Origin of the sequence: Acidovorax sp. LjRoot117 (assembly GCF_964252695.1) — a bacterium.
Taxonomy (GTDB): domain Bacteria; phylum Pseudomonadota; class Gammaproteobacteria; order Burkholderiales; family Burkholderiaceae_C; genus Acidovorax.
This window is the reverse complement of the sequence record NZ_CAXUPO020000003.1, coordinates 395,403-414,712: the sequence shown is the minus strand read 5'-3', so window position 1 is coordinate 414,712 and position 19,310 is coordinate 395,403. Positions and strand designations below refer to the sequence as shown.

Here is a 19,310-nt window from a genome sequence, read left to right as displayed (position 1 = left end):
TCCTGCAGCGCAGGCAAGTGTTGCAGGCACCCACCATCGGTTGCACGCGCAGTGCACAAATTGCCTTGACGCCCTGCGGGCGGCGCAAAATACCCGCATGCCCGCCACGATACCGAGCCAGCAGTTGACGCTCCAGTCGTTTGGAGACATCAGCCGCTTTCTGCGCGAGGGCGTGGCCGATGAAGAGTCCCGCCAGCTGCGCGACAGCCTGGGCGCGCTCTCGAGCCAGATCGACGAGGCCGTGCGCACCCGCCGCACCAGCAGCGACACGTCGGCCATCATGCAGCGCGTGGTGAGCCTGGCGCAGTGCGCGCGCGAGCACCAGCTGTTCCTGACCGGCCTGGGGTCGGCCTGGCATGCCTTGTACGAGTTCGGCGCCTACCAGCGGGCCCTGCGCGAGCTGCGCAATGCCATCGCCCACTGGCAGCAGATGCTCGAGCGCCGCAGCGCCAAGGAAAGCGCGGGCTTCGACCAGTTCGAACTGCTGGCCTGGCGCACCCTGGGAGAGGCGCTGCTGCTGATCGACATGTACGAGCACCACAGCGATCCGCCCAGCGATCTGCCCGATGGGGAGCGGCAGGGCAAAGTGCCTGCCCTGCAGCGCGTGCGGGCGTGGTTTCGCCGGTGGCGGCGCTGAGCAGGCCGGCCCGTACAGTCACCGCCCACCAACCTGCTGAAGCCGGGCTGAAAACGCGTGCCGCGGGCCCCCTGGCGCGGGTTCTGGCGCACCGCCCTGTTGTGCGGCTGCAACGCACGCCGCTTGCTGCACTGCCGCACTCCTGTGCTACATTGCCTCCCATGCAAGTTCGCAGCGCGTTTTATTTTTGGTTTTTTATCTCGGTCCCCGGCGGATGAGAGGAAGACGCGCAAGCCAACACACCTCCCCATACCAACCGCCGACGCTGCAAAGCCCGGCGGTTTTTGTTTTTTTCAGCCCTCCGTTTTTTCCCTTTCTTCACCCAACCAACGACTCCACGAGGAAGCAGCACCATGACGGTCTCCACCACCCCCACCAGCGATGCCTGGTACCGCAGCGTCGAGAAAACCAGCCAGACCGACGACGAACGTATCAAGGACATCACCGTGTTGCCCCCTCCAGAGCACCTGATCCGCTTTTTCCCCATCAGCGGCACGCCGGTGGAATCGCTGATCACCCAGACCCGCAAGAACATCCACAACATCATGGCCGGCGAGGACGACCGCCTGCTGGTCATCATCGGCCCGTGCTCCATCCATGACCCGGCCGCCGCGCTCGAGTACGCCCGCCGCCTGAAGGTGGCGCGCGAGCAGTACAAGGACACGCTGGAGATCGTGATGCGCGTGTACTTCGAGAAGCCCCGCACCACGGTGGGCTGGAAGGGCCTGATCAACGACCCCTACCTGGATGAGACCTACCGCATCGACGAAGGCCTGCGCATCGCGCGCCAGCTGCTGATCGACATCAACCGCCTGGGCATGCCGGCGGGCAGCGAGTTCCTGGACGTGATCTCGCCCCAGTACATCGGCGATTTGATCAGCTGGGGCGCCATCGGCGCGCGCACGACGGAGAGCCAGGTGCACCGTGAGCTGGCCTCGGGCCTGTCGGCGCCCATCGGCTTCAAGAACGGCACGGACGGCAACATCCGCATCGCCACCGATGCCATCCAGTCCGCGAGCCGCGGCCACCACTTCCTGTCGGTGCACAAGAACGGCCAGGTCGCCATCGTCAACACCAACGGCAACAAGGACTGCCACGTCATCCTGCGCGGCGGCAAGGCCCCCAACTACGACGCCGCGAGCGTGGCCGCGGCCTGCAAGGACCTGGAAGCGGCCCAACTGCCCGCTACGCTGATGGTGGACTGCAGCCATGCCAACAGCAGCAAGCAGCACCAAAAGCAGATGGACGTGGCGCGCGACGTGGCCGGCCAGATCGCGGGCGGCTCGCGCAGCGTCTTCGGCCTGATGATCGAAAGCCACCTCACGGCCGGCGCGCAGAAGTTCACGCCCGGCAAGGACGATGCGGCAGCACTGACCTACGGCCTGAGCATCACCGACGCCTGCCTGGGCTGGGATGATTCCCTGCAGTCGCTGGCCGAACTGTCCAACGCTGTGACAGCGCGCCGCGCGCGTTGATCGAAGCTGCAAGGGCCAGGGGCAGGTCACGCGCCGTGGCCCTAAACTGATGGCTGTGGGGCCGGTGCACGGGCACCCCCCACGGCCCCGGTTTCAGAAGAAAGGCAACCCACCATGCACAGCGAAGTCTCCGTCCGTCTGGCCGGCAACCAGGAATTCCGTTTTGACCTGAAGGGCGCCGAGCCCATGGGCCACGAGGCCGGCCGGCGCTGGCTGGATGAGCAGTTCACCGTGCTCGATTGCGAGCCCCTGCGCGCCAGCGGCAAGGTGCTGCTCGCCGACAAGGTGCTGACCGTGGCGCGCGCCGCGGGCGAGAAGCTGCTGGGCGACCCCGCCTGGCTGCAGGACTTTGCGCGCGCAGCCACCGCTGCGCTGGCCAAGCCAGTGGTGCGCGTGGACGTGCCCGCGATGGCCGTGACGTTCTGACGCCGGGCTGCCACCCCGCGGCGGGTGTGCATGGGTCTGCAAGGCGGCGGGTGCGTGGTCAACGCATGGCACTCCTGAAGTGCCTTGAGGCGAGAATTCAGAAGTAAAAAGCCCTCTACCGCTCGTCCAATAAGCGCTAGTAGCTATTTATTTTGTAGCGCCTGCAACAGCTTGGCGTGGACACCGCCGAACCCCCCGTTGCTCATGCACACGATGTGATCGCCCGGCCGGGCGGCCGCGGTGACCTGCTGCACCAGGGTGTCGATGTCTGCGGCCGTCTGGGCGCGCTGCCCTGGGCCCACGCCCAGCGGGGCCAGGGCTTGTGCGGCGTCCCAGTCCAGCCCTGCGGTGTGGCAGAACGCCATGTCGGCCGGCTCCAGGGACCATGGCAGCTGGGCCTTCATGGCGCCCAGCTTCATGGTGTTGCTGCGGGGCTCGAACACGGCCAGGATGCGGGCATCGCTGCCGCCGATGCTGCGGCGCAGTCCGTCCAGCGTGGTGCGGATGGCGGTCGGGTGGTGCGCGAAGTCGTCATACACCGCGATGCCGCGCACGGTGCCGCGCAGCTCCATGCGCCGCTTGACGTTCTGGAACGCGCCCAGCGCCTGGGCCGCCTGCTGCGGGCCCACGCCCAAATGGTGCGCCGCGGCGATGGCGGCCAGCGCGTTGAGCTGGTTGTGCACGCCGGTCAGGCCCCACTCCACGCGCGCCACCTTCTGGCCCCGGTGCAGCACGTCGAACGCATGGGGCCCTCCGTCGGCGGCGAAGTCGCTCACCGCCTCGCCGAAGCTGCTCACCTCGCTCCAGCAGCCCATGTGCAGCACGCGGACCAGGCTTTCTTCCAGCCCGTTGACCACCACGCGGCCCGACGGCGGCACGGTGCGCACGAGGTGGTGGAACTGCCGCTCGATGGCGGGCAGGTCGTCAAAGATGTCCGCGTGGTCGAACTCCAGGTTGTTCAGCACCGCGGTGCGGGGGCGGTAGTGCACGAACTTGCTGCGCTTGTCGAAAAAGGCGGTGTCGTACTCGTCCGCCTCGATGACGAAGAGCGGGGCCTCGCCCAGCGCCGCGTTGCCCGGTGCGGGGCGCCGGGGAGCGCCCAGACGGGCCGACAGGCCGAAGTTGAGCGGCACGCCGCCGATCAGGAACCCGGGCTGCTGGCCCGCACTGTCCAGAATCCACGCCAGCATCGACGTGGTGGTGGTCTTGCCATGCGTGCCGGCCACAGCCAGCACGTGCCGACCCTGCAGCACGTGCTCGGCCAGCCACTGCGGCCCGCTGGTGTAGGGCAGGCCGGCCTCCAGGATGGCTTCCATCAGCGGAAATTTCGCCGTTCCGTCCGGCAAGCGGGCACGGCTGACCACATTGCCTACCACGAACATGTCCGGCTTCAGGGCCAGCTGGTCGGCGCCGAACCCTTCAATGAGGTCGATGCCCAGCGCGCGGAGCTGGTCGCTCATGGGCGGGTAGACGCCTGCGTCGCAGCCGGTGACCTTGTGGCCGGCCTCGCGCGCCAGCGCCGCCAGGCCGCCCATGAACGTGCCGCAGATGCCCAGTATGTGTATATGCATGGGCGCAGATTCTAAGAGCGTGCCCAGGGTGGCCTGGCCGTGGCGGCGTGCATGGGCATGTGATGGGCGCGGCCCGGATGCGGCAGGCGCGGGCGTCGGGCCGGCGCGGGGCGCGCGCAGCAATGGCGCAGGTATGCACGGGCGTCGACCTGACGCTGTGCGGGGTGCCCGAGTGCCGTGAAAATCGGCCCTGCCGCTCATCGGTATTGCGGTACCAGCTATGAAAATCGTAGCGTTCGCCGGGGAGGCACACCATCCCGCCACTTCCAAGGGTCAACCCTTACCCCAGGCGGCACTTGGCGCCACAATGCCGTGGTGTCCTTCTTCCATCCTTGCCTGCCATGCACACACCCCTGAGCGAAGAAATCGCCCACACCACGGCCCGGCTGGTGGTGGAAGAAGGCCTGGAGTGGGGGCCGGCCAAGCGCCGGGCGCTGCGCCAGATGGGCCTGCCGGCGCGCACGCCGCTGCCCGACAACGACCTGGTCGAGGCGGCAGTGCGCGAGTACATCGACCTCTTCTGCGCCGATACCCAGCCGGGCGAGTTGCGGGCGCTGCGGCAGCTGGCGCTGGTGTGGATGGAGCGCATGGCGGCCTTTCGCCCCTACCTGGCCGGGGCCGTGTGGCACGGTACGGCCACGCGGCTGTCGGACATCTACATCCAACTGTTCTGTGATGATTCCAAATCCGCAGAAATAGCGCTCATCGACCACCACGTGGACTATGAGCCGCGCACCGTCACGGGATTTCACGGAGAGTCGGTGGAAGCCTTGAGCCTGGGCAGCAAGTCGCCCGAGCTCAATGAAATGATCGGGGTGCACCTCATGGTCTACGACCTGGACGACATGCGCGGCGCGCTGCGGCCGGACACCAAAGGCCGTGTGCCGCGTGGCGACATCGCTGCGGTGCGGCGGCTTCTGCAGGAAAATGCGGCTCCATGAACGCACCGCAATCGCCAGATTCCCCTGTGCCGGCAGCCGCCGCACAACCCCCGTCGCCCGCGCGCCGGCGCATGTTGTATGCGGGCGTGGCGGGCGTTGCCGCGGTCGGTGGCGCGGGCCTGGCCTGGTGGAAGTTCCAGCCTCACGCCATCGACAGCGGCGCCGAACAGGCACTGTGGACGCAGGAATTCGAGCGGCCCGAGGGCGGGACGCTGGCGCTGCAGTCCCTGGCGGGCAAGCCCTTGCTGCTGAACTTCTGGGCGACGTGGTGCCCTCCGTGCGTGGAAGAGCTCCCCATGCTCAACACTTTCTTCCGCGAACAGGCTGCCAATGGCTGGCAAGTGCTGGGTCTGGCGATCGATCAGCCTTCGGCGGTGCGCAAGTTCCTCACGCGCATTCCGCTGGAGTTTCCGGTCGGGCTGGCGGGGCTGGGCGGAACGGACCTGGGCCGTTCGCTCGGCAATCTCACCGGCGGGTTACCCTTCACCGTGGTCCTGGGTGGCAACGGACGGGTGCTGCACCGTAAAATGGGCCAGGTCACCCCGCAGGATCTGCAGCTCTGGTCCTCGCTGCGCTGAGTTTTTTCGCTGATTCCATGGCTCCTGCCAGCGCAGGCACCGCAAATTGTCAGCAGAAGTTCATGAAAAATAGCCGTGGAAGACGGTGATAGGGTGAAATTGGAGTAAATTCGCGCCCTATTCAGTTTTATAGCCGTTGGAGCTTCCATGGATCTGCGAAAACTCAAAACCCTCATCGATCTCGTGTCCGAGTCGAACGTGTCCGAACTCGAAATCACCGAGGCCGAGGGCAAAGTCCGCATCGTCAAGAGCGGTGGCGCGGTCGTTCAGCAATACGTGCCGGCCCCCGTGCAAGCCCCCGCCCCTGCACCTGCCGCAGCCCCTGTGGGCGAGCTGCCCGCCCCGACCGCCGCAGCAGCGCCTGCGGGCCACATCGTCAAGTCCCCCATGGTGGGCACGTTCTACCGCTCGTCCAGCCCGGGCGCCAAGGCCTTTGTCGAAGTAGGCAGCCAGGTCAAGGAAGGCGAGACCATCTGCATCATCGAGGCCATGAAGATCCTGAACGAGATCGAGGCCGACAAGTCGGGCACGGTCACCCGAATCCTGGGCGAAAACGGCCAGGCCGTGGAATACGGACAGCCGCTGTTCGTGATCGAATAAGGCGCTCATGTTCAAGAAGATTCTTGTTGCCAATCGCGGCGAAATCGCCCTGCGAATCCAGCGCGCCTGCCATGAGCTGGGCGTGAAGGCGGTGATGGTCTACTCCGAGGCCGACCGCGACGCCAAGTACGTCAAGCTGGCGGAAGAAGCGGTGTGCATCGGCCCCGCCCCGTCCCCGCTGTCCTACCTCAACATGCCGGCCATCATCTCGGCCGCCGAAGTGACCGACGCCGAAGCCATCCACCCCGGTTACGGCTTCCTGTCCGAGAACGCCGACTTTGCCGAGCGCGTGGAAAAGAGCGGGTTCCAGTTCATCGGCCCCACGCCGGACAACATTCGCACGATGGGCGACAAGGTCTCGGCCAAGCAGGCCATGATCCGCGCCGGCGTGCCCTGCGTGCCGGGGTCCGAAGGCGAGCTGCCCGATGACCCGGTGCAGATCCGCCGCATTGCCAAGGCCGTGGGCTACCCCGTGATCATCAAGGCCGCCGGCGGCGGTGGTGGCCGCGGCATGCGCGTGGTGCACACCGAAGCCGCCCTGGTCAATGCCGTGCAGATGACCAAGGCCGAAGCGGGTGCCGCGTTCGGCAATCCTGCGGTGTACATGGAGAAGTTCCTCCAGAACCCGCGCCACATCGAGATCCAGATCCTGGCCGACAAGCACCGCAACGCGGTGTACCTCGGCGAGCGCGACTGCTCCATGCAGCGCCGCCACCAGAAGGTGATCGAAGAGGCGCCGGCCCCGGGCATTCCCCGCAAGCTGATCGAAAAGATCGGCGAGCGCTGCGTGGCCGCCTGCAAGAAGATCGGCTACCGCGGTGCGGGCACGTTCGAGTTCCTGTACGAGAACGGCGAGTTCTACTTCATCGAGATGAACACGCGCGTGCAGGTGGAGCACCCGGTGACCGAGTGGATCACGGGCGTGGACATCGTGAAGACGCAGATCATGGTCGCCGCGGGCGAGAAGCTGCCGTTCACCCAGCGCCAGATCGAGATCCGCGGCCATGCCATCGAGTGCCGGATCAACGCGGAAGACCCCTACAAGTTCGTACCATCCCCCGGACGCATCACCACCTGGCATCCGCCGGGCGGCCCGGGCGTGCGGGTGGATTCGCATGCGTACACCAACTACTTCGTGCCGCCCAACTACGACTCGATGATCGGCAAGATCATCGTGCACGGCGATACGCGCGAGCAGGCCCTGGCCCGCATGCGCACGGCGCTGAACGAGACGGTGATCGAAGGCATCAACACCAACGTGCCGCTGCACCGCGAGCTGATGGTGGACGCCAAGTTCATGGCCGGCGGCACCAACATCCACTACCTGGAAGAGTGGCTGTCGCAGCACAAGCGCTAGGCAGGCGGGGTACAACCCGCTGAGTCGCTTCTCGCGTTCCCCCTTCTCTCGAACCACTGCGTGGTTCGGCAAGGGGATGCCGCCAGCGCTGCGGGGCGGCCCTTGCGCGGCGGTCGCTGGCAAGTTCTGTGCGCTTTTCAAGAGCCAAGGCTTGTGCCGGGCTGTTGCTGGCGCGGTATTGGTTGGTTTGCATGCTGGCCTCTGGCAACGGGGGCCGGCATTTCATTTTTTCAGAGAGTCGCCCATGTTTGAGCTCAGCCTGATGTGCCCGGAAGACAGTATCGAAGCGGTCAGCGACGCGCTGGATGCGCTGGATGCGCTGTCGGTGTCGGTGGAAGACGCCGACGCACAGACCGATGCCGAGCAGGCGCTGTTCGGCGAGCCCGGCATGCCGCCGCCCAAGGACGGGTGGCAGCGCAGCCGCGTGGTGGCGCTGTTCCCGACCGAGGCTGCGGCCCACGAGGCGCGGGACCTGCTGGCCGTGCAGGACTTCTTCGAAGGATGCCAGGTGCTGGGCGTGGCTGAGGTCGAGGATCAGGACTGGGTGCGGCTCACGCAGTCGCAGTTCGCGCCGGTGGACATCACGCCCGATTTCTGGATCGTGCCCACCTGGCATGAGCTGCCCGCCGAGGCCAAGCGCAGCATCCGGCTGGACCCAGGCCTGGCATTCGGCACCGGCACGCACCCCACCACGCGCATGTGCCTGCGCTGGATCGCGCGCCACGGCGCGACCGACGCGGCCCACGGCAATCCGCTCGGGCGTGTGCTCGACTACGGCTGCGGCTCCGGCATCCTGGCCATCGGCACCGCCAAGTTCGGCGCGACCGAGATCGACGCGGTCGACATCGACCCCGCGGCCGTGGAGTCCACCGCCCTGAATGCGGCCGCCAACGAGGTCGTGCTGCGTGCAGGCCTGCCGGACAAGGCGCAGGGCCAGTACCAGACGGTGCTGGCCAACATCCTGGCCACTCCGCTGCGGGTGCTGGCACCTTTGCTGTGCGGGCACGTGGCGGCTGGCGGGCACCTGGTCCTGGCCGGTATCCTGGAGCGCCAGCGCGACGAGCTCACAGAGGCGTACGCCCCCTGGGTCCAGCTGGAAGTGTCGGACACGGAAGACGGCTGGATCCTGATGACCGCCCGGCGCTGAGCGTGCAGCCCGCCCGTGGCAGGGCGCTATCGGCCCCTACAATCGCCCGCAGATGAGCCAGATCACCCGTTGCCCGTCCTGCTCCACCTCGTTCAAGGTGGTGGCAGACCAATTGCGCATCTCGGAAGGGTGGGTGCGCTGCGGCCATTGCAAGGAAGTTTTCGATGCAGCGGCCCACCTGCTGCCCGCGCCGCCACCGCCTCTGCTGCCCGATGTGTCCCTGACGGACGTGCGCCCGCCACCGTCACCGGTGGTGCGCAAGCCGGATATGGGCCGTGCCTGGGGCGCAGGGGCTCCGGCTTCGCCGCTCCCGGCCGCGCCTGCCAGGCCTGCGGCAACGCCATCTGCGCCGCTGTATGCAGCGCAGGATTTCTCGCTGTTCCCCGCGGATACGTCGGCCGAAGCGGGGGTTGCCGCTGGCGAGGCGCAAGACTCCTCGGACCTGCCTGTCTTTCCTGCCGGGCCTGCGGAGCATGAAGTCCCGGAGCCGGTGCTGGCAGTGCCCGACCCGGCCGTGCCCGCCTTCCTGGCGGCGCCTGGCCCGGCAGGCCAGCGGCCCGGCGAAGACCTTCAACTCGAACCTCTCACGCCCTTTGGCTGGCGCTCCCGCCAAGCGGTGCAGTCTCCGAAGGCACCCGCTTCGGCGGAGGACGGCGCGGCCTTGCCGGAGCCTGCCGCGCCACCACGCGTGCAAACCCCGCCTTCACCGTTGCGGGTCGACGCGGCGTCTGCATCGGAGACCGCCTCCCCGGCCCTCACGTCAGCACCGGCCATGGTTCCAGGGGCTGTGCCCGCTGCAGCCGCCCGCGTTGCTGTACCCCCAGTGCCCGATGTGCCCGCAGGGTACGAATTGCCGTTCGCCGACCTGCGCGACGACGAAGAGCCGCTCGACATGCCGTCGTTCGAATCGACGGTGCCCGCAGAGCTGACGCCCATGGGGTATCCCGCGCTGGAGTTGCCCATCCGGCCGATCGCGGCGCAGCCCTCGCCGGTCGAGTCGGCCGCCAGTGCGGAAGAAGAGCGCGCAGCCACGGCCTTGCTGGCCACACCCTCGGAGAAAGAGCGTGCGGCAGAAGGCCTGCCGCCAGTGGATTTCATTGCGCTCCCTGCGCAGCCGGCGCCGAGCGTGCAGGGGCTGGCCCTGGTGGAGGATGACTCTCCCGCTGCGGTGCTGCAGGCCAAGCCGCGCAAGAAGCCGCTGCGCGCGGAGCCAGAGGATGACGAACCCGGGCCGCCTGCCGAAGAGGAGGTGAGCTTTGTCGTTGCTGCACGCCGCAAGGCGTTCTGGCGCAAGCCCGCCGTGCGTGCGGTGCTGGTGGTGATCATGCTGGTGGCCACGCTGGCGCTCGCACTGCAGGTGGCGGTGCAGGAGCGCGACCGCATCGCGGCGATGGATGCGCGGGCGCGGCCCTGGCTGATGAAGCTGTGTGCCCCGCTGCAATGCGAGATCGCGCCGCAGCGCCAGATCGCCGATGTGGTGATCGACAGTTCGTCCTTCAACAAGGCGCGGGGTGACAGCTACCAGCTCACCGTGGGCATGAAGAGCAAGGCGAGTGTTGCGCTGGCGATGCCGGCCGTGGAGCTCACGTTGACCGATGCGCAGGACCAGCCAGTCCTGCGGCGGGTACTGCTGCCTGCCGACATGGGGGCGCCTGCCGAGCTGCCAGCGCGTGGCGAGTGGTCTACGGCGGTATCGGTGGTCGTGACCACCGGGGGCGCGCGCGTGGCCGGATACCGGTTGCTGGCGTTCTACCCCTGAGCCGAAGCAGCCAGTTGCTTCCTTTATTTCTTTTTCCCCAACCTACATCACCGATATGGCTGCCCTTATTTGCGGTTCCCTGGCGTTCGACACCATCATGACCTTCGAGGGGCGGTTTGCCGAGCAGATACTGCCCGACCAGTTGCACATCCTGAATGTGTCCTTCCTGGTCCCGTCGCTGCGCCGCGACTTCGGCGGCTGCGCCGGCAACATTGCCTACAGCCTGAAGCTGCTGGGTGGTGAGCCGCTGCCCATGGCGATGCTCGGCAGCGATGGCGCCGAGTACCTGCAGCGCCTGGAGACACTGGGCATCAGCCGGCGCCATGTGGGCCAGGTGCAGGACACCTACACGGCGCAGGCGATGATCATGACCGACCGTGACAACAACCAGATCACGGCCTTCCACCCCGGCGCCATGATGCAGGCGCATGCCAACCGTATCGAGCGCGACGCAGGGGTGAAGGTCGGCATCATCTCGCCCGATGGACGTGACGCGATGCTGCAGCATGCGGCGCAGTTCGTGGCAGCGGGGATCCCGTTCGTCTTCGATCCAGGTCAGGGCCTGCCCATGTTCAATGGCGAGGAGCTCACGCGCTTCGTCGAGCAGGCCACCTGGGTCACGGTGAACGACTACGAAGGCAAGATGCTGTGCGACCGCACGGGCATGACCCTGGAAGAGCTCTCGCGCAAGGTGCAGGGCTTGGTGGTGACGCTGGGCGCCGAAGGTTGCGAGGTGTGGGTGGGCGGTGCCAGGACGCATGTTCCCGCGGTGGCGCCCGCGCAGGTGGTCGACCCCACCGGCTGTGGCGACGCATGGCGTGGCGCGCTGCTGTTCGGCCTGGAAAAGGGCTGGCCGCTCGTGCGCTGCGCAGAGCTGGGCAACCGTGTGGGCGCGCTCAAGATCGCGCAGCGCGGTCCGCAGAACTACACGCTCGACTTCCAGCCACAGTGATGCAGCAAGGCCTGCCGCGGATCGGTCTGCACTGATCGGTCTGCGCTGATCGGTCTGCGCTGATCGGCGCTGCGGCGGCTGACTCAGGGATTGGCGTCGCGCAGGGCCTTGCGCTCGGGTGAGGCCCCGTGCGCGGGCTTGTGCGGAGTTGCGTGCAGTCCTTGAACCGAGCCACGCCAGGCGCCCTGCCAATCCTCTCGCCCGACTGCGCGCGGGCATAAAAAAACCCGGTGCACAGGCACCGGGTCGAGGGCGTCATGCGCCTGTATCAGGGCTTGTTGCCCGTAGGGAATGGCCAGGCTGCCTGAGGGTTCAGCGTGGTCTGTGCAGCAGGCGCTGCGGCCGCAGGGGCAGGGGCCTTGGGCGCTTTCTTGGCGGGCGAAGCCTTCTTGGCAGCAGGGGCTGCCTTCTTGGCGGCGGGTGCTGCCTTCTTCGCTACCGTTGCCTTCTTGGCGGGAGCGGCCTTCTTGGCGGGTGCAGCTGCCTTTTTGGCAGGAGCGGCCTTCTTGGCGGGTGCTGCCTTCTTGGCGGGCGCAGCCTTCTTCGCTGCTACTGCCTTCTTGGCGGGAGCGGCCTTCTTGGCTGGTGCTGCCTTCTTGGCGGGCGCAGCCTTCTTCGCTGCTACTGCCTTCTTGGCGGGAGCGGCCTTCTTGGCTGGTGCTGCCTTCTTGGCGGGCGCAGCCTTCTTTGCTGCTACTGCCTTCTTGGCGGGAGCGGCCTTCTTGGCGGGTGCTGCCTTCTTGGCGGGCGCAGCCTTCTTGGCCGGTGCTGCCTTCTTTGCTGCTACTGCCTTCTTGGCAGGAGCGGCCTTCTTCGCGGGGGCTGCCTTCTTAGCAGCGGTCTTTTTCGCAGTTGCCATCATGTTCTCCTTGGGTCAATTTGCAAAGAGCACTTCCTGTCTTCAATGGACAAGAAGCGATCCATGGAGATGGAGGTCGACCCCATCCCCATGAACACGGGAACGCTCCACACGGCAATGCTCTGGGGCGCTGTCGGTGTGGTGCGTGGTGTAGATATCCATGGTGGTGCAATGCTAAAAAGTGCTAGTCCCAGGACAGCGCACCACCAGACTGGTATTCAATAACCCGGGTCTCGAAGAAGTTGCGTTCCTTCTTGAGGTCGATCATCTCGCTCATCCACGGGAACGGGTTTTCTTCATTGGGGAACAGCGTCTCCAGGCCGATCTGCGTGGCGCGGCGGTTGGCGATGTAGCGCAGGTAGCCCTTGAACATCGACGCATTCATGCCCAGCACGCCACGCGGCATGGTGTCTTCGGCGTAGCGGTATTCCAGCTCGACGGCCTTCATGAACAGCGCGTTGATCTCGGCCTTGAACTCGGCGGTCCACAGGTGCGGGTTCTCCAGCTTGAGCTGGTTGATCAGGTCGATGCCGAAGTTGCAGTGCATCGACTCGTCGCGCAGGATGTACTGGTACTGCTCTGCAGCGCCGGTCATCTTGTTCTGGCGGCCCAGGGCCAGGATCTGCGTGAAGCCGACGTAGAAGAACAGGCCTTCCATCAGGCAGGCGAACACGATCAGCGACTTGAGCAGCGTCTGGTCGGTCTCGAACGTGCCGGTGTGGAAGTTGGGGTCCATGATCGCTTCGATGAAGGGGATCAGGAACTGGTCCTTGTCGCGGATCGACGGCACTTCCAGGTAGGCGTTGAAGATCTCGCCTTCATCGAGGCCGAGCGACTCCACGATGTACTGGTAGGCGTGGGTGTGGATCGCTTCCTCGAACGCCTGGCGCAGCAGGAACTGGCGGCACTCGGGGGCGGTGATGTGGCGGTACGTGCCCAGCACGATGTTGTTGGCAGCCAGCGAGTCGGCGGTCACGAAGAAGCCGAGGTTGCGCTTGATGATGCGGCGCTCGTCTTCGGTCAGGCCGTTCGGGTCTTTCCACAACGCGATGTCGCGCGTCATGTTCACTTCCTGCGGCATCCAGTGGTTGGCGCAGGTGGCGAGGTACTTTTCCCACGCCCACTTGTACTTGAACGGGACCAGCTGGTTGACGTCGGTCTGGCCGTTGATGATGCGCTTGTCGGCGGCATTCACGCGGCGGTGCGTGGCAGCGGCTGCAGGAGTTGCCTGGGGGGCTGCGGATGCAATCATCGACGCGTGGACGTCCTGCAGTGAGGGGGTCTGGAAAGACAGGGGCGGCTGCTCCGCCGGGTGGCTTTTGTTCAGTCCACCGTCCAGTTGATTTTGCGATGAGGGCTTGACTTCTTCGTCCCAGGACAACATAGATTTTCCAGTGTTCGGATTATGAAAGCAGTGCTGCAAAAAGGAAAGCACTGCAGCGTTGTGCAGCAACGATTTGTTGCTTCACAGCACCGAAGCAGCGTGCATTGAACGCGATGCACGCTGCTTCGTAGGACCTTACTGACAGGCCTCGCAGCTGACGTCGTCGATCGCGGTGAACTGAACGTCCGTGGCGGGCCGTGATGCGGCCTGCGCAGAAGCTGCAGTGGCTGCTGCTTCCGACGCGCCGGGCTTGGATGGAGCGGCTGCAGAAGCCTGCTGCGAACCACCCTCGTTGCCGGACGACACGGCGTTGAGCTGGCGTGTGTTCACGGTGCTCATCTCGACGTGCGTGGCGCTTTGCGTGCGCAGGTAGTACGTGGTCTTGAGGCCACGGATCCACGCCAGCTTGTAGGTGTCGTCGAGCTTCTTGCCCGATGCGCCGGCCATGTAGATGTTCAGGCTCTGAGCCTGGTCGATCCACTTCTGGCGGCGCGATGCGGCTTCCACCAGCCACTGCGCCTCGACCTCGAAGGCGGTGGAGTACAGCGCCTTGATGTCGGCCGGCACGCGGTCGATGGGGTGCAGCGATCCCTTGAAGTGCTTGAGGTCCATGATCATCACGTCGTCCCACAGGCCCAGGCGCTTGAGGTCGCGCACCAGACCGCCGTTGATGACGGTGAACTCACCGGACAGGTTGGACTTGACCGACAGGTTGCCGAACGAGGGCTCGATCGATGCGTCCACGCCGATGATGTTGGAGATGGTGGCGGTGGGAGCGATGGCCACGCAGTTCGAATTGCGCATGCCGTCCTGCGCGATCTTCTTGCGCAGGGCGTCCCAGTCGAGCGTGGACGAGCGGTCCACGTCCACATAGCCGCCACGGGCCTCGGACAGCATGTCCAGCGTGTCGAAAGGCAGGATGCCGCGGTCCCACAGCGAGCCCTTGTAGCTGGTGTACTGGCCGCGTTCGCGGGCCAGCTCGGTCGACGCCCAGTAGGCGTAGTAGCAGATGGCTTCCATCGACTTGTCGGCAAACTCCACGGCCTGCTGCGACGCGTAGGGGATGCGCAGTTCGTACAGGCTGTCCTGGAAGGCCATCAGGCCCAGGCCCACGGGGCGGTGGCGCATGTTGGAGTCGCGGGCCTTGGGTACTGCGTAGTAGTTGATGTCGATCACGTTGTCCAGCATGCGCATGGCCACGGTGATGGTCTTCTTGAGCTTGTCGTGGTCGATCTGACCATCCTTCAAGTGCTGCAGCAGGTTGACCGAGCCGAGGTTGCACACGGCGGTTTCGGTGTCGCTGGTGTTCAGCGTGATCTCGGTGCACAGGTTGGACGAGTGCACCACGCCGGCGTGCTGCTGGGGCGAGCGCACGTTGCAGGCATCCTTGAAGGTGATCCAGGGATGGCCGGTCTCGAACAGCATGGTCAGCATCTTGCGCCACATGTCGGTGGCCTGCACCGTCTTGGAGGGCTTGATCTCGCCGCGCGCAGCTTTCTGTTCGTAGGCCACGTAGGCCTTCTCGAACGCGGTGCCGAACAGGTCGTGCAGGTCGGGCACGTCGGAAGGCGAGAACAGGGTCCAGGTGCCCTTTTCCATCACGCGGCGCATGAACAGGTCGGGGATCCAGTTGGCCGTGTTCATGTCGTGCGTGCGGCGGCGGTCGTCGCCGGTGTTCTTGCGCAGCTCCAGGAACTCTTCGATATCGAGGTGCCAGGTTTCCAGGTACGTGCAGACAGCGCCCTTGCGCTTGCCGCCCTGGTTCACGGCCACGGCCGTGTCGTTGACCACCTTGAGGAAGGGCACCACGCCCTGCGATTCGCCGTTCGTGCCCTTGATGTGCGAGCCGAGGGCGCGCACGCGGGTCCAGTCGTTGCCCAGGCCGCCGGCAAACTTGGACAGCAGCGCGTTCTCCTTGATGGAGTCGTAGATGCCTTCCAGGTGGTCGGGCACCGTGGTCAGGTAGCACGAGGACAGTTGCGAGCGCAGCGTGCCGCTGTTGAACAGCGTGGGCGTGCTGGACATGAAGTCGAAGCTCGAGAGCACTTCATAGAACTCGATGGCGCGGGCTTCGCGGTCGGATTCGTTGAGCGACAGGCCCATGGCCACGCGCATGAAGAAGCACTGGGGCAGCTCGATGCGGGTCTTGCGCACGTGCAGGAAGTAGCGGTCGTACAGGGTCTGCAGGCCCAGGTAGTCGAACTGCAGGTCGCGGTCGGCCTTGAGGGCGGCGCCCAGGCGGGCCAGGTCGAACGTCAGCAGGCGCTCGTCCAGCAGTTCGTTGTCCACGCCCTTCTGGATGAATTGGGGGAAGTACTCGAGGTACGCCTGGCCCATGTCGGCCTGGGCCACTTCCTTGTCCAGCACCTCGCGCACGATGGTGTGCAGCAGCAGGCGGGCGGTGGCGTAGGTGTAGTCAGGGTCTTTTTCGATCAGCGTGCGCGCGGCCAGGATGGAAGCCTTGTAGACCTCGTCCATGGGGACGCCGTCGTACAGGTTGCGCATGGTTTCGGCAACGATGGGGTCGGCCTTGATGTCCGCGCCCAGGTTCACGCAGGCCGATTCGATCAGGCCCTGCAGGCGGTTCAGGTCCAGCGCCACGCGCTTGTCGCCATCCATCACATGCAGCAGCGGTGCCGCTGGCACAGCGGCCTGTTGCTCGGTGTGGCGGGCACGCTCCTGCGTGCGGCGCTCACGGTAGAGCACATAGGCGCGGGCGATCTCATGGTGGCCGCCGCGCATCAGGCCCAGCTCGACCTGGTCCTGCACGTCTTCAATGTGGAAGGTGCCGCCAGCGGGGCGCGAACGCACCAGCGCGCGCACGACGTTCTGCGTCAGCGTGTCCACGACTTCGCGCACGCTGGCAGAGGCTGCGCCCTGGGTGCCATGCACTGCAAGAAAGGCCTTCATCATCGCCACCGCGATTTTCTGGGGCTCGAAGGGCACCACCGCGCCGTTGCGGCGGATGATCTGGTAGTGCGGGAGCGATTGGGTGGCGGCCACTGGCGCTGCCTGGGATGCGGGCGCATCGACCGTGGCGGAGTGGGGGGTGACAGGCGTGTTCAAAGCAGCTTGCATGGGTGTCCTCTTCTATGGGCTGTCTGGGGTGTGATGCTCGGCTGGGAATGCAGCCGGGCCGGGAGATCGGTGTGCCGGGCTTTGGGGTGGGCACACTATATATGGTGTGTCTCGTGCGTTCAAGACACTACCGGTAGTGTATCGCGGTAAAACTGCCCCGAGGACGACACGGCTTGTGCTAGGCGTGCGAAGCAGAGGTCGGGCACCTCCGCGCAATCCATTGAAACGCGGGGATGTGGGACACGCAACCCGCATGCCGACACGCGTTGCGCGGGATTTCGCCGCCGAGGCCGCATGGTTCCTTGGGGCCACCCAGCACTGCAACAATGTGCAAGCGCACAAAGAAAAAAACGGGATGTGGCGCTGGGGCCGCAGTGATCAGCGGGTCGACGGAGGGTCGGCCAGCGTGGCGGCAGGAAACCGGCGCAACGGCCAACGCAGTGCATCCTGAAGACGGCGCCAGTCGAACCCTGGCCCGGGATCTTGCTTGCGACCCGGGGCAATGTGCTCATGGCCGGCGATGTGCTCGATGGCGTAGCGCTGTTCGATGTCCCGGCACAGTTGGGTGAGCATCTGGTACTGCGCCGCTTCGAACTCCAGGCCTTCCAGGCCCTCCAGCTCGATGCCGATGGAGTCGTCGTTGCACTGGCTGCGGCCGCGGTAGGCAGACTGGCCCGCATGCCAGGCGCGCTGGTCGCAGCTCACGAATTGCCAGAGCTGGCCCGTGCGCTCGATGAAAAAGTGCGACGACACGGCCAGGCCGCGGATGCTCTGAAAGTACGGATGGGCGTCCCAGTCGAGGTTGTTCGTGAACAGCTGCTGTACCTTGCCCGTGCCGTATTCACCCGGCGGGAGGCTGATCGAGTGCACCACGATCAGGTCGATGGCCTGCGCGCCCTGCACAGGGCGCTCGCCGTAGTTCGGCGAGGGGATCCGGTGTGCCCGCTGGTGCCAGCCGCCGTCCCAAAGTGGGCCTGAGTCGTCCTGCGCGGCTTCAACCGATCTCGTCATTCGCATCCTGGTCGTTGGGCGCGGCAATGTTCAGGCGGGCGATGCGGTAGCGGATCTGGCGCAGGCTGATGCCCAGGCGCGCCGCGGTGGCCGTGCGGTTGAAGCCGGCCTCGCGCAGGGCGCGGATGAGGATGTCGCGTTCCTGCTGGTCCAGCCAGGCCTGCAGGTCGCTGGGCAGCGGTACGGAACTGCCTGGGTTGTGGTGAGAGCCGGATGGTGCCTGCAGGGTGGCGTGCGCGTCGCCGGCCGCGACTGCCGGCGCACTGGACGTGGTGGCCGCCTGGTGCGGCACGGCCCGCGCGCCAGCGCTATCCAGCGGCAGCGCCGGGCCGTCCACATGGAGTTCATCGCCATCGCTGAGCGCCACCGCGCGGTGCAGCAGGTTTTCCAGTTCCCGCACGTTGCCGGTCAGCGGATGGGCCGCGATGGCGGCCAGTGCCTGTTCGGTCAGCCGTGGCACGGCCATGCCCGACTCCTGCGCGATGCGTGCCAGCAGTGCGGTGCACAGGGCGGGCAGGTCTTCGCGGCGCTCGCGCAGTGGCGGGATCACGATCTCGATCACGTTCAGCCGGTAGTACAGGTCCTGGCGGAACCGGCCCGACTGCACGTCGGCGGCCAGGTCGCGGTGTGTGGCGCTCACGATGCGCACATCCACGGTTTCTTCCTGTGTGGAGCCCAGGGGGCGCACGCTGCGCTCCTGGATCGCCCGCAGCAGCTTGGACTGCATGGCGATCGGCAGGTCGCCGATCTCGTCGAGGAACAGCGTGCCGCCACGCGCCGCCTGGAAGTAACCGTCACGGTCTTGCGAGGCGCCGGTGTAGGAGCCCTTGCGGGCGCCAAAGAACTCGGCCTCGAGCAGGTTCTCGGGGATCGCGCCGCAGTTGACGGCCACGAGCGGGCCGTCGGCGCGTTGGCTGCTGGCGTGCAGGGCCTGCGCCACCAGCTCCTTGCCCGTGCCTGATTCGCCATGGATCAGCACGGGCGCCATGCCGCGCGCCACCTTGGCCACCCGCTGCTTGACGTTGCGGATGGCCGCGGACTCGCCCACCATCCGCTCCAGCGCCGGGGTCGATCCGGCCGGGTCCGCAGCCGCCGAGGCCGCACTCTTGTTCTGGTTGCCGCCGCTGCGCGCCGCACGCGGCGCGGGCACGCCGCCCGTGCCCTGGATGGCCGAGGCCACCACCGAGCGGAACTGCTTGAGGTCCACCGGCTTGGTGAGGTAGTCGAAGGCCCCGGAGCGCAGCGCCTCGACCGCGTTCTCGGCGGACCCGTAGGCCGTCATGACCACGCAGCGCTCCTTGCGCTGCTGTTCGCGCAGGTCCTGCAGCAGTTCCATGCCGAAACCGTCGGGCAGCCGCATGTCGGTGATGACCGCATCGAAGCGCTGGGCCTTGAGCTGCTCGCGCGCCTCCTGCACGCTGGAGGCCGTCTGCACGCGGTAGCCCTCGCGCAGCAGCGTGAGCTCATACAGGGTGCGCAGGTCGGGTTCGTCGTCCACGACGAGGATGGAGGCTGGGGTGGCGTTCATGGCGGTG

The 19,310-nt window shown here is 66.3% G+C and carries 16 protein-coding genes; 10 read left to right on the top strand and 6 right to left on the bottom strand.

Annotated features, from left to right (window positions below):
- Positions 1-97: 97 nt before the first annotated feature.
- The 3 genes from ACSQ3D_RS11565 (at position 98) to ACSQ3D_RS11555 (ending at position 2,538) form a co-directional block, all read left to right on the top strand.
- Positions 98-637 carry a hypothetical protein gene (locus ACSQ3D_RS11565; RefSeq protein ID WP_436126977.1) on the top strand — a complete coding sequence of 180 codons (540 nt, stop codon included), beginning with the start codon at positions 98-100 and terminating at the stop codon, positions 635-637.
- A 353-nt stretch (positions 638-990) separates the two neighbouring features.
- Positions 991-2,112, top strand: coding sequence for a 3-deoxy-7-phosphoheptulonate synthase (locus tag ACSQ3D_RS11560; RefSeq protein ID WP_056417612.1), 1,122 nt, complete (start codon positions 991-993; stop codon positions 2,110-2,112).
- Between the two features lie 114 nt (positions 2,113-2,226).
- Positions 2,227-2,538: a hypothetical protein gene (locus ACSQ3D_RS11555; RefSeq protein WP_056417615.1), complete on the top strand. Its 312-nt coding sequence runs from the start codon at positions 2,227-2,229 to the stop codon at positions 2,536-2,538.
- Between the two features lie 143 nt (positions 2,539-2,681).
- Here ACSQ3D_RS11555 and mpl read toward each other — a convergent pair whose 3' ends face one another.
- Positions 2,682-4,109, bottom strand: coding sequence for a UDP-N-acetylmuramate:L-alanyl-gamma-D-glutamyl-meso-diaminopimelate ligase (mpl, locus tag ACSQ3D_RS11550; protein WP_436126976.1), 1,428 nt, complete (start codon positions 4,107-4,109; stop codon positions 2,682-2,684).
- A 341-nt stretch (positions 4,110-4,450) separates the two neighbouring features.
- Between mpl and ACSQ3D_RS11545 the strand changes: the two genes are divergently transcribed.
- The 7 genes from ACSQ3D_RS11545 (at position 4,451) to ACSQ3D_RS11515 (ending at position 11,443) form a co-directional block, all read left to right on the top strand.
- Positions 4,451-5,050 (top strand): hypothetical protein, encoded by a 600-nt coding sequence (locus ACSQ3D_RS11545; protein ID WP_056417618.1) that lies wholly within the window; start codon positions 4,451-4,453, stop codon positions 5,048-5,050.
- Positions 5,047-5,628 carry a TlpA family protein disulfide reductase gene (locus tag ACSQ3D_RS11540; RefSeq protein ID WP_396503196.1) on the top strand — a complete coding sequence of 194 codons (582 nt, stop codon included), beginning with the start codon at positions 5,047-5,049 and terminating at the stop codon, positions 5,626-5,628. The genes ACSQ3D_RS11545 and ACSQ3D_RS11540 overlap by 4 nt, the downstream gene beginning before the upstream one ends.
- A 147-nt stretch (positions 5,629-5,775) precedes the next feature.
- On the top strand, positions 5,776-6,228 hold the full coding sequence (accB, locus tag ACSQ3D_RS11535) for an acetyl-CoA carboxylase biotin carboxyl carrier protein (protein ID WP_056417624.1): 453 nt from the start codon (positions 5,776-5,778) through the stop codon (positions 6,226-6,228).
- A 7-nt stretch (positions 6,229-6,235) separates the two neighbouring features.
- A complete protein-coding gene (gene accC / locus ACSQ3D_RS11530; protein WP_010466452.1) occupies positions 6,236-7,585 on the top strand; it encodes an acetyl-CoA carboxylase biotin carboxylase subunit in 1,350 nt (449 codons plus the stop codon).
- Positions 7,586-7,829: 244 nt separating this feature from the next.
- Positions 7,830-8,732, top strand: a complete 903-nt coding sequence (gene prmA, locus ACSQ3D_RS11525) for a 50S ribosomal protein L11 methyltransferase (RefSeq protein WP_436126975.1) — start codon at positions 7,830-7,832, stop codon at positions 8,730-8,732.
- A 52-nt stretch (positions 8,733-8,784) separates the two neighbouring features.
- Complete coding sequence (locus tag ACSQ3D_RS11520) at positions 8,785-10,491, top strand: zinc-ribbon and DUF3426 domain-containing protein (RefSeq protein ID WP_436126974.1); 1,707 nt, start codon at positions 8,785-8,787, stop codon at positions 10,489-10,491.
- A gap of 55 nt (positions 10,492-10,546) precedes the next feature.
- Positions 10,547-11,443, top strand: coding sequence for a carbohydrate kinase family protein (locus ACSQ3D_RS11515; RefSeq protein ID WP_436126973.1), 897 nt, complete (start codon positions 10,547-10,549; stop codon positions 11,441-11,443).
- Between the two features lie 268 nt (positions 11,444-11,711).
- Here ACSQ3D_RS11515 and ACSQ3D_RS11510 read toward each other — a convergent pair whose 3' ends face one another.
- From ACSQ3D_RS11510 to ACSQ3D_RS11490, 5 genes are all read right to left on the bottom strand, one after another.
- The gene (locus ACSQ3D_RS11510; RefSeq protein WP_436126972.1) at positions 11,712-12,302 is read right to left on the bottom strand and encodes a histone; all 591 of its coding nucleotides are present in this window, start codon (positions 12,300-12,302) and stop codon (positions 11,712-11,714) included.
- A gap of 184 nt (positions 12,303-12,486) precedes the next feature.
- Positions 12,487-13,686, bottom strand: coding sequence for a ribonucleotide-diphosphate reductase subunit beta (locus ACSQ3D_RS11505; RefSeq protein ID WP_056417633.1), 1,200 nt, complete (start codon positions 13,684-13,686; stop codon positions 12,487-12,489).
- A 135-nt stretch (positions 13,687-13,821) separates the two neighbouring features.
- On the bottom strand, positions 13,822-16,764 hold the full coding sequence (locus ACSQ3D_RS11500) for a ribonucleoside-diphosphate reductase subunit alpha (protein ID WP_436126971.1): 2,943 nt from the start codon (positions 16,762-16,764) through the stop codon (positions 13,822-13,824).
- Positions 16,765-17,142: 378 nt separating this feature from the next.
- Positions 17,143-17,775: a 1,6-anhydro-N-acetylmuramyl-L-alanine amidase AmpD gene (ampD, locus tag ACSQ3D_RS11495; RefSeq protein WP_436126970.1), complete on the bottom strand. Its 633-nt coding sequence runs from the start codon at positions 17,773-17,775 to the stop codon at positions 17,143-17,145.
- Positions 17,759-19,303, bottom strand: coding sequence for a sigma-54-dependent transcriptional regulator (locus ACSQ3D_RS11490; protein WP_436126969.1), 1,545 nt, complete (start codon positions 19,301-19,303; stop codon positions 17,759-17,761). The genes ampD and ACSQ3D_RS11490 overlap by 17 nt, the downstream gene beginning before the upstream one ends.
- Positions 19,304-19,310: the final 7 nt, after the last annotated feature.

What these genes read in the sequence shown, in the direction of transcription:
- ACSQ3D_RS11565 (WP_436126977.1), top strand. Translation starts at nt 98, where the DNA reads ATGCCCGCCACGATACCGAGCCAGCAGTTGACGCTCCAGTCGTTTGGA.
- ACSQ3D_RS11555 (WP_056417615.1), top strand. Translation starts at nt 2,227, where the DNA reads ATGCACAGCGAAGTCTCCGTCCGTCTGGCCGGCAACCAGGAATTCCGT.
- ACSQ3D_RS11520 (WP_436126974.1), top strand. Translation starts at nt 8,785, where the DNA reads ATGAGCCAGATCACCCGTTGCCCGTCCTGCTCCACCTCGTTCAAGGTG.
- ACSQ3D_RS11490 (WP_436126969.1), bottom strand. Translation starts at nt 19,303, where the DNA reads ATGAACGCCACCCCAGCCTCCATCCTCGTCGTGGACGACGAACCCGAC.
- ACSQ3D_RS11510 (WP_436126972.1), bottom strand. Translation starts at nt 12,302, where the DNA reads ATGGCAACTGCGAAAAAGACCGCTGCTAAGAAGGCAGCCCCCGCGAAG.
- mpl (WP_436126976.1), bottom strand. Translation starts at nt 4,109, where the DNA reads ATGCATATACACATACTGGGCATCTGCGGCACGTTCATGGGCGGCCTG.
- ACSQ3D_RS11540 (WP_396503196.1), top strand. Translation starts at nt 5,047, where the DNA reads ATGAACGCACCGCAATCGCCAGATTCCCCTGTGCCGGCAGCCGCCGCA.
- accC (WP_010466452.1), top strand. Translation starts at nt 6,236, where the DNA reads ATGTTCAAGAAGATTCTTGTTGCCAATCGCGGCGAAATCGCCCTGCGA.
- prmA (WP_436126975.1), top strand. Translation starts at nt 7,830, where the DNA reads ATGTTTGAGCTCAGCCTGATGTGCCCGGAAGACAGTATCGAAGCGGTC.
- ACSQ3D_RS11560 (WP_056417612.1), top strand. Translation starts at nt 991, where the DNA reads ATGACGGTCTCCACCACCCCCACCAGCGATGCCTGGTACCGCAGCGTC.
- ACSQ3D_RS11545 (WP_056417618.1), top strand. Translation starts at nt 4,451, where the DNA reads ATGCACACACCCCTGAGCGAAGAAATCGCCCACACCACGGCCCGGCTG.
- ampD (WP_436126970.1), bottom strand. Translation starts at nt 17,775, where the DNA reads ATGACGAGATCGGTTGAAGCCGCGCAGGACGACTCAGGCCCACTTTGG.
- ACSQ3D_RS11505 (WP_056417633.1), bottom strand. Translation starts at nt 13,686, where the DNA reads ATGTTGTCCTGGGACGAAGAAGTCAAGCCCTCATCGCAAAATCAACTG.
- ACSQ3D_RS11500 (WP_436126971.1), bottom strand. Translation starts at nt 16,764, where the DNA reads ATGCAAGCTGCTTTGAACACGCCTGTCACCCCCCACTCCGCCACGGTC.
- accB (WP_056417624.1), top strand. Translation starts at nt 5,776, where the DNA reads ATGGATCTGCGAAAACTCAAAACCCTCATCGATCTCGTGTCCGAGTCG.
- ACSQ3D_RS11515 (WP_436126973.1), top strand. Translation starts at nt 10,547, where the DNA reads ATGGCTGCCCTTATTTGCGGTTCCCTGGCGTTCGACACCATCATGACC.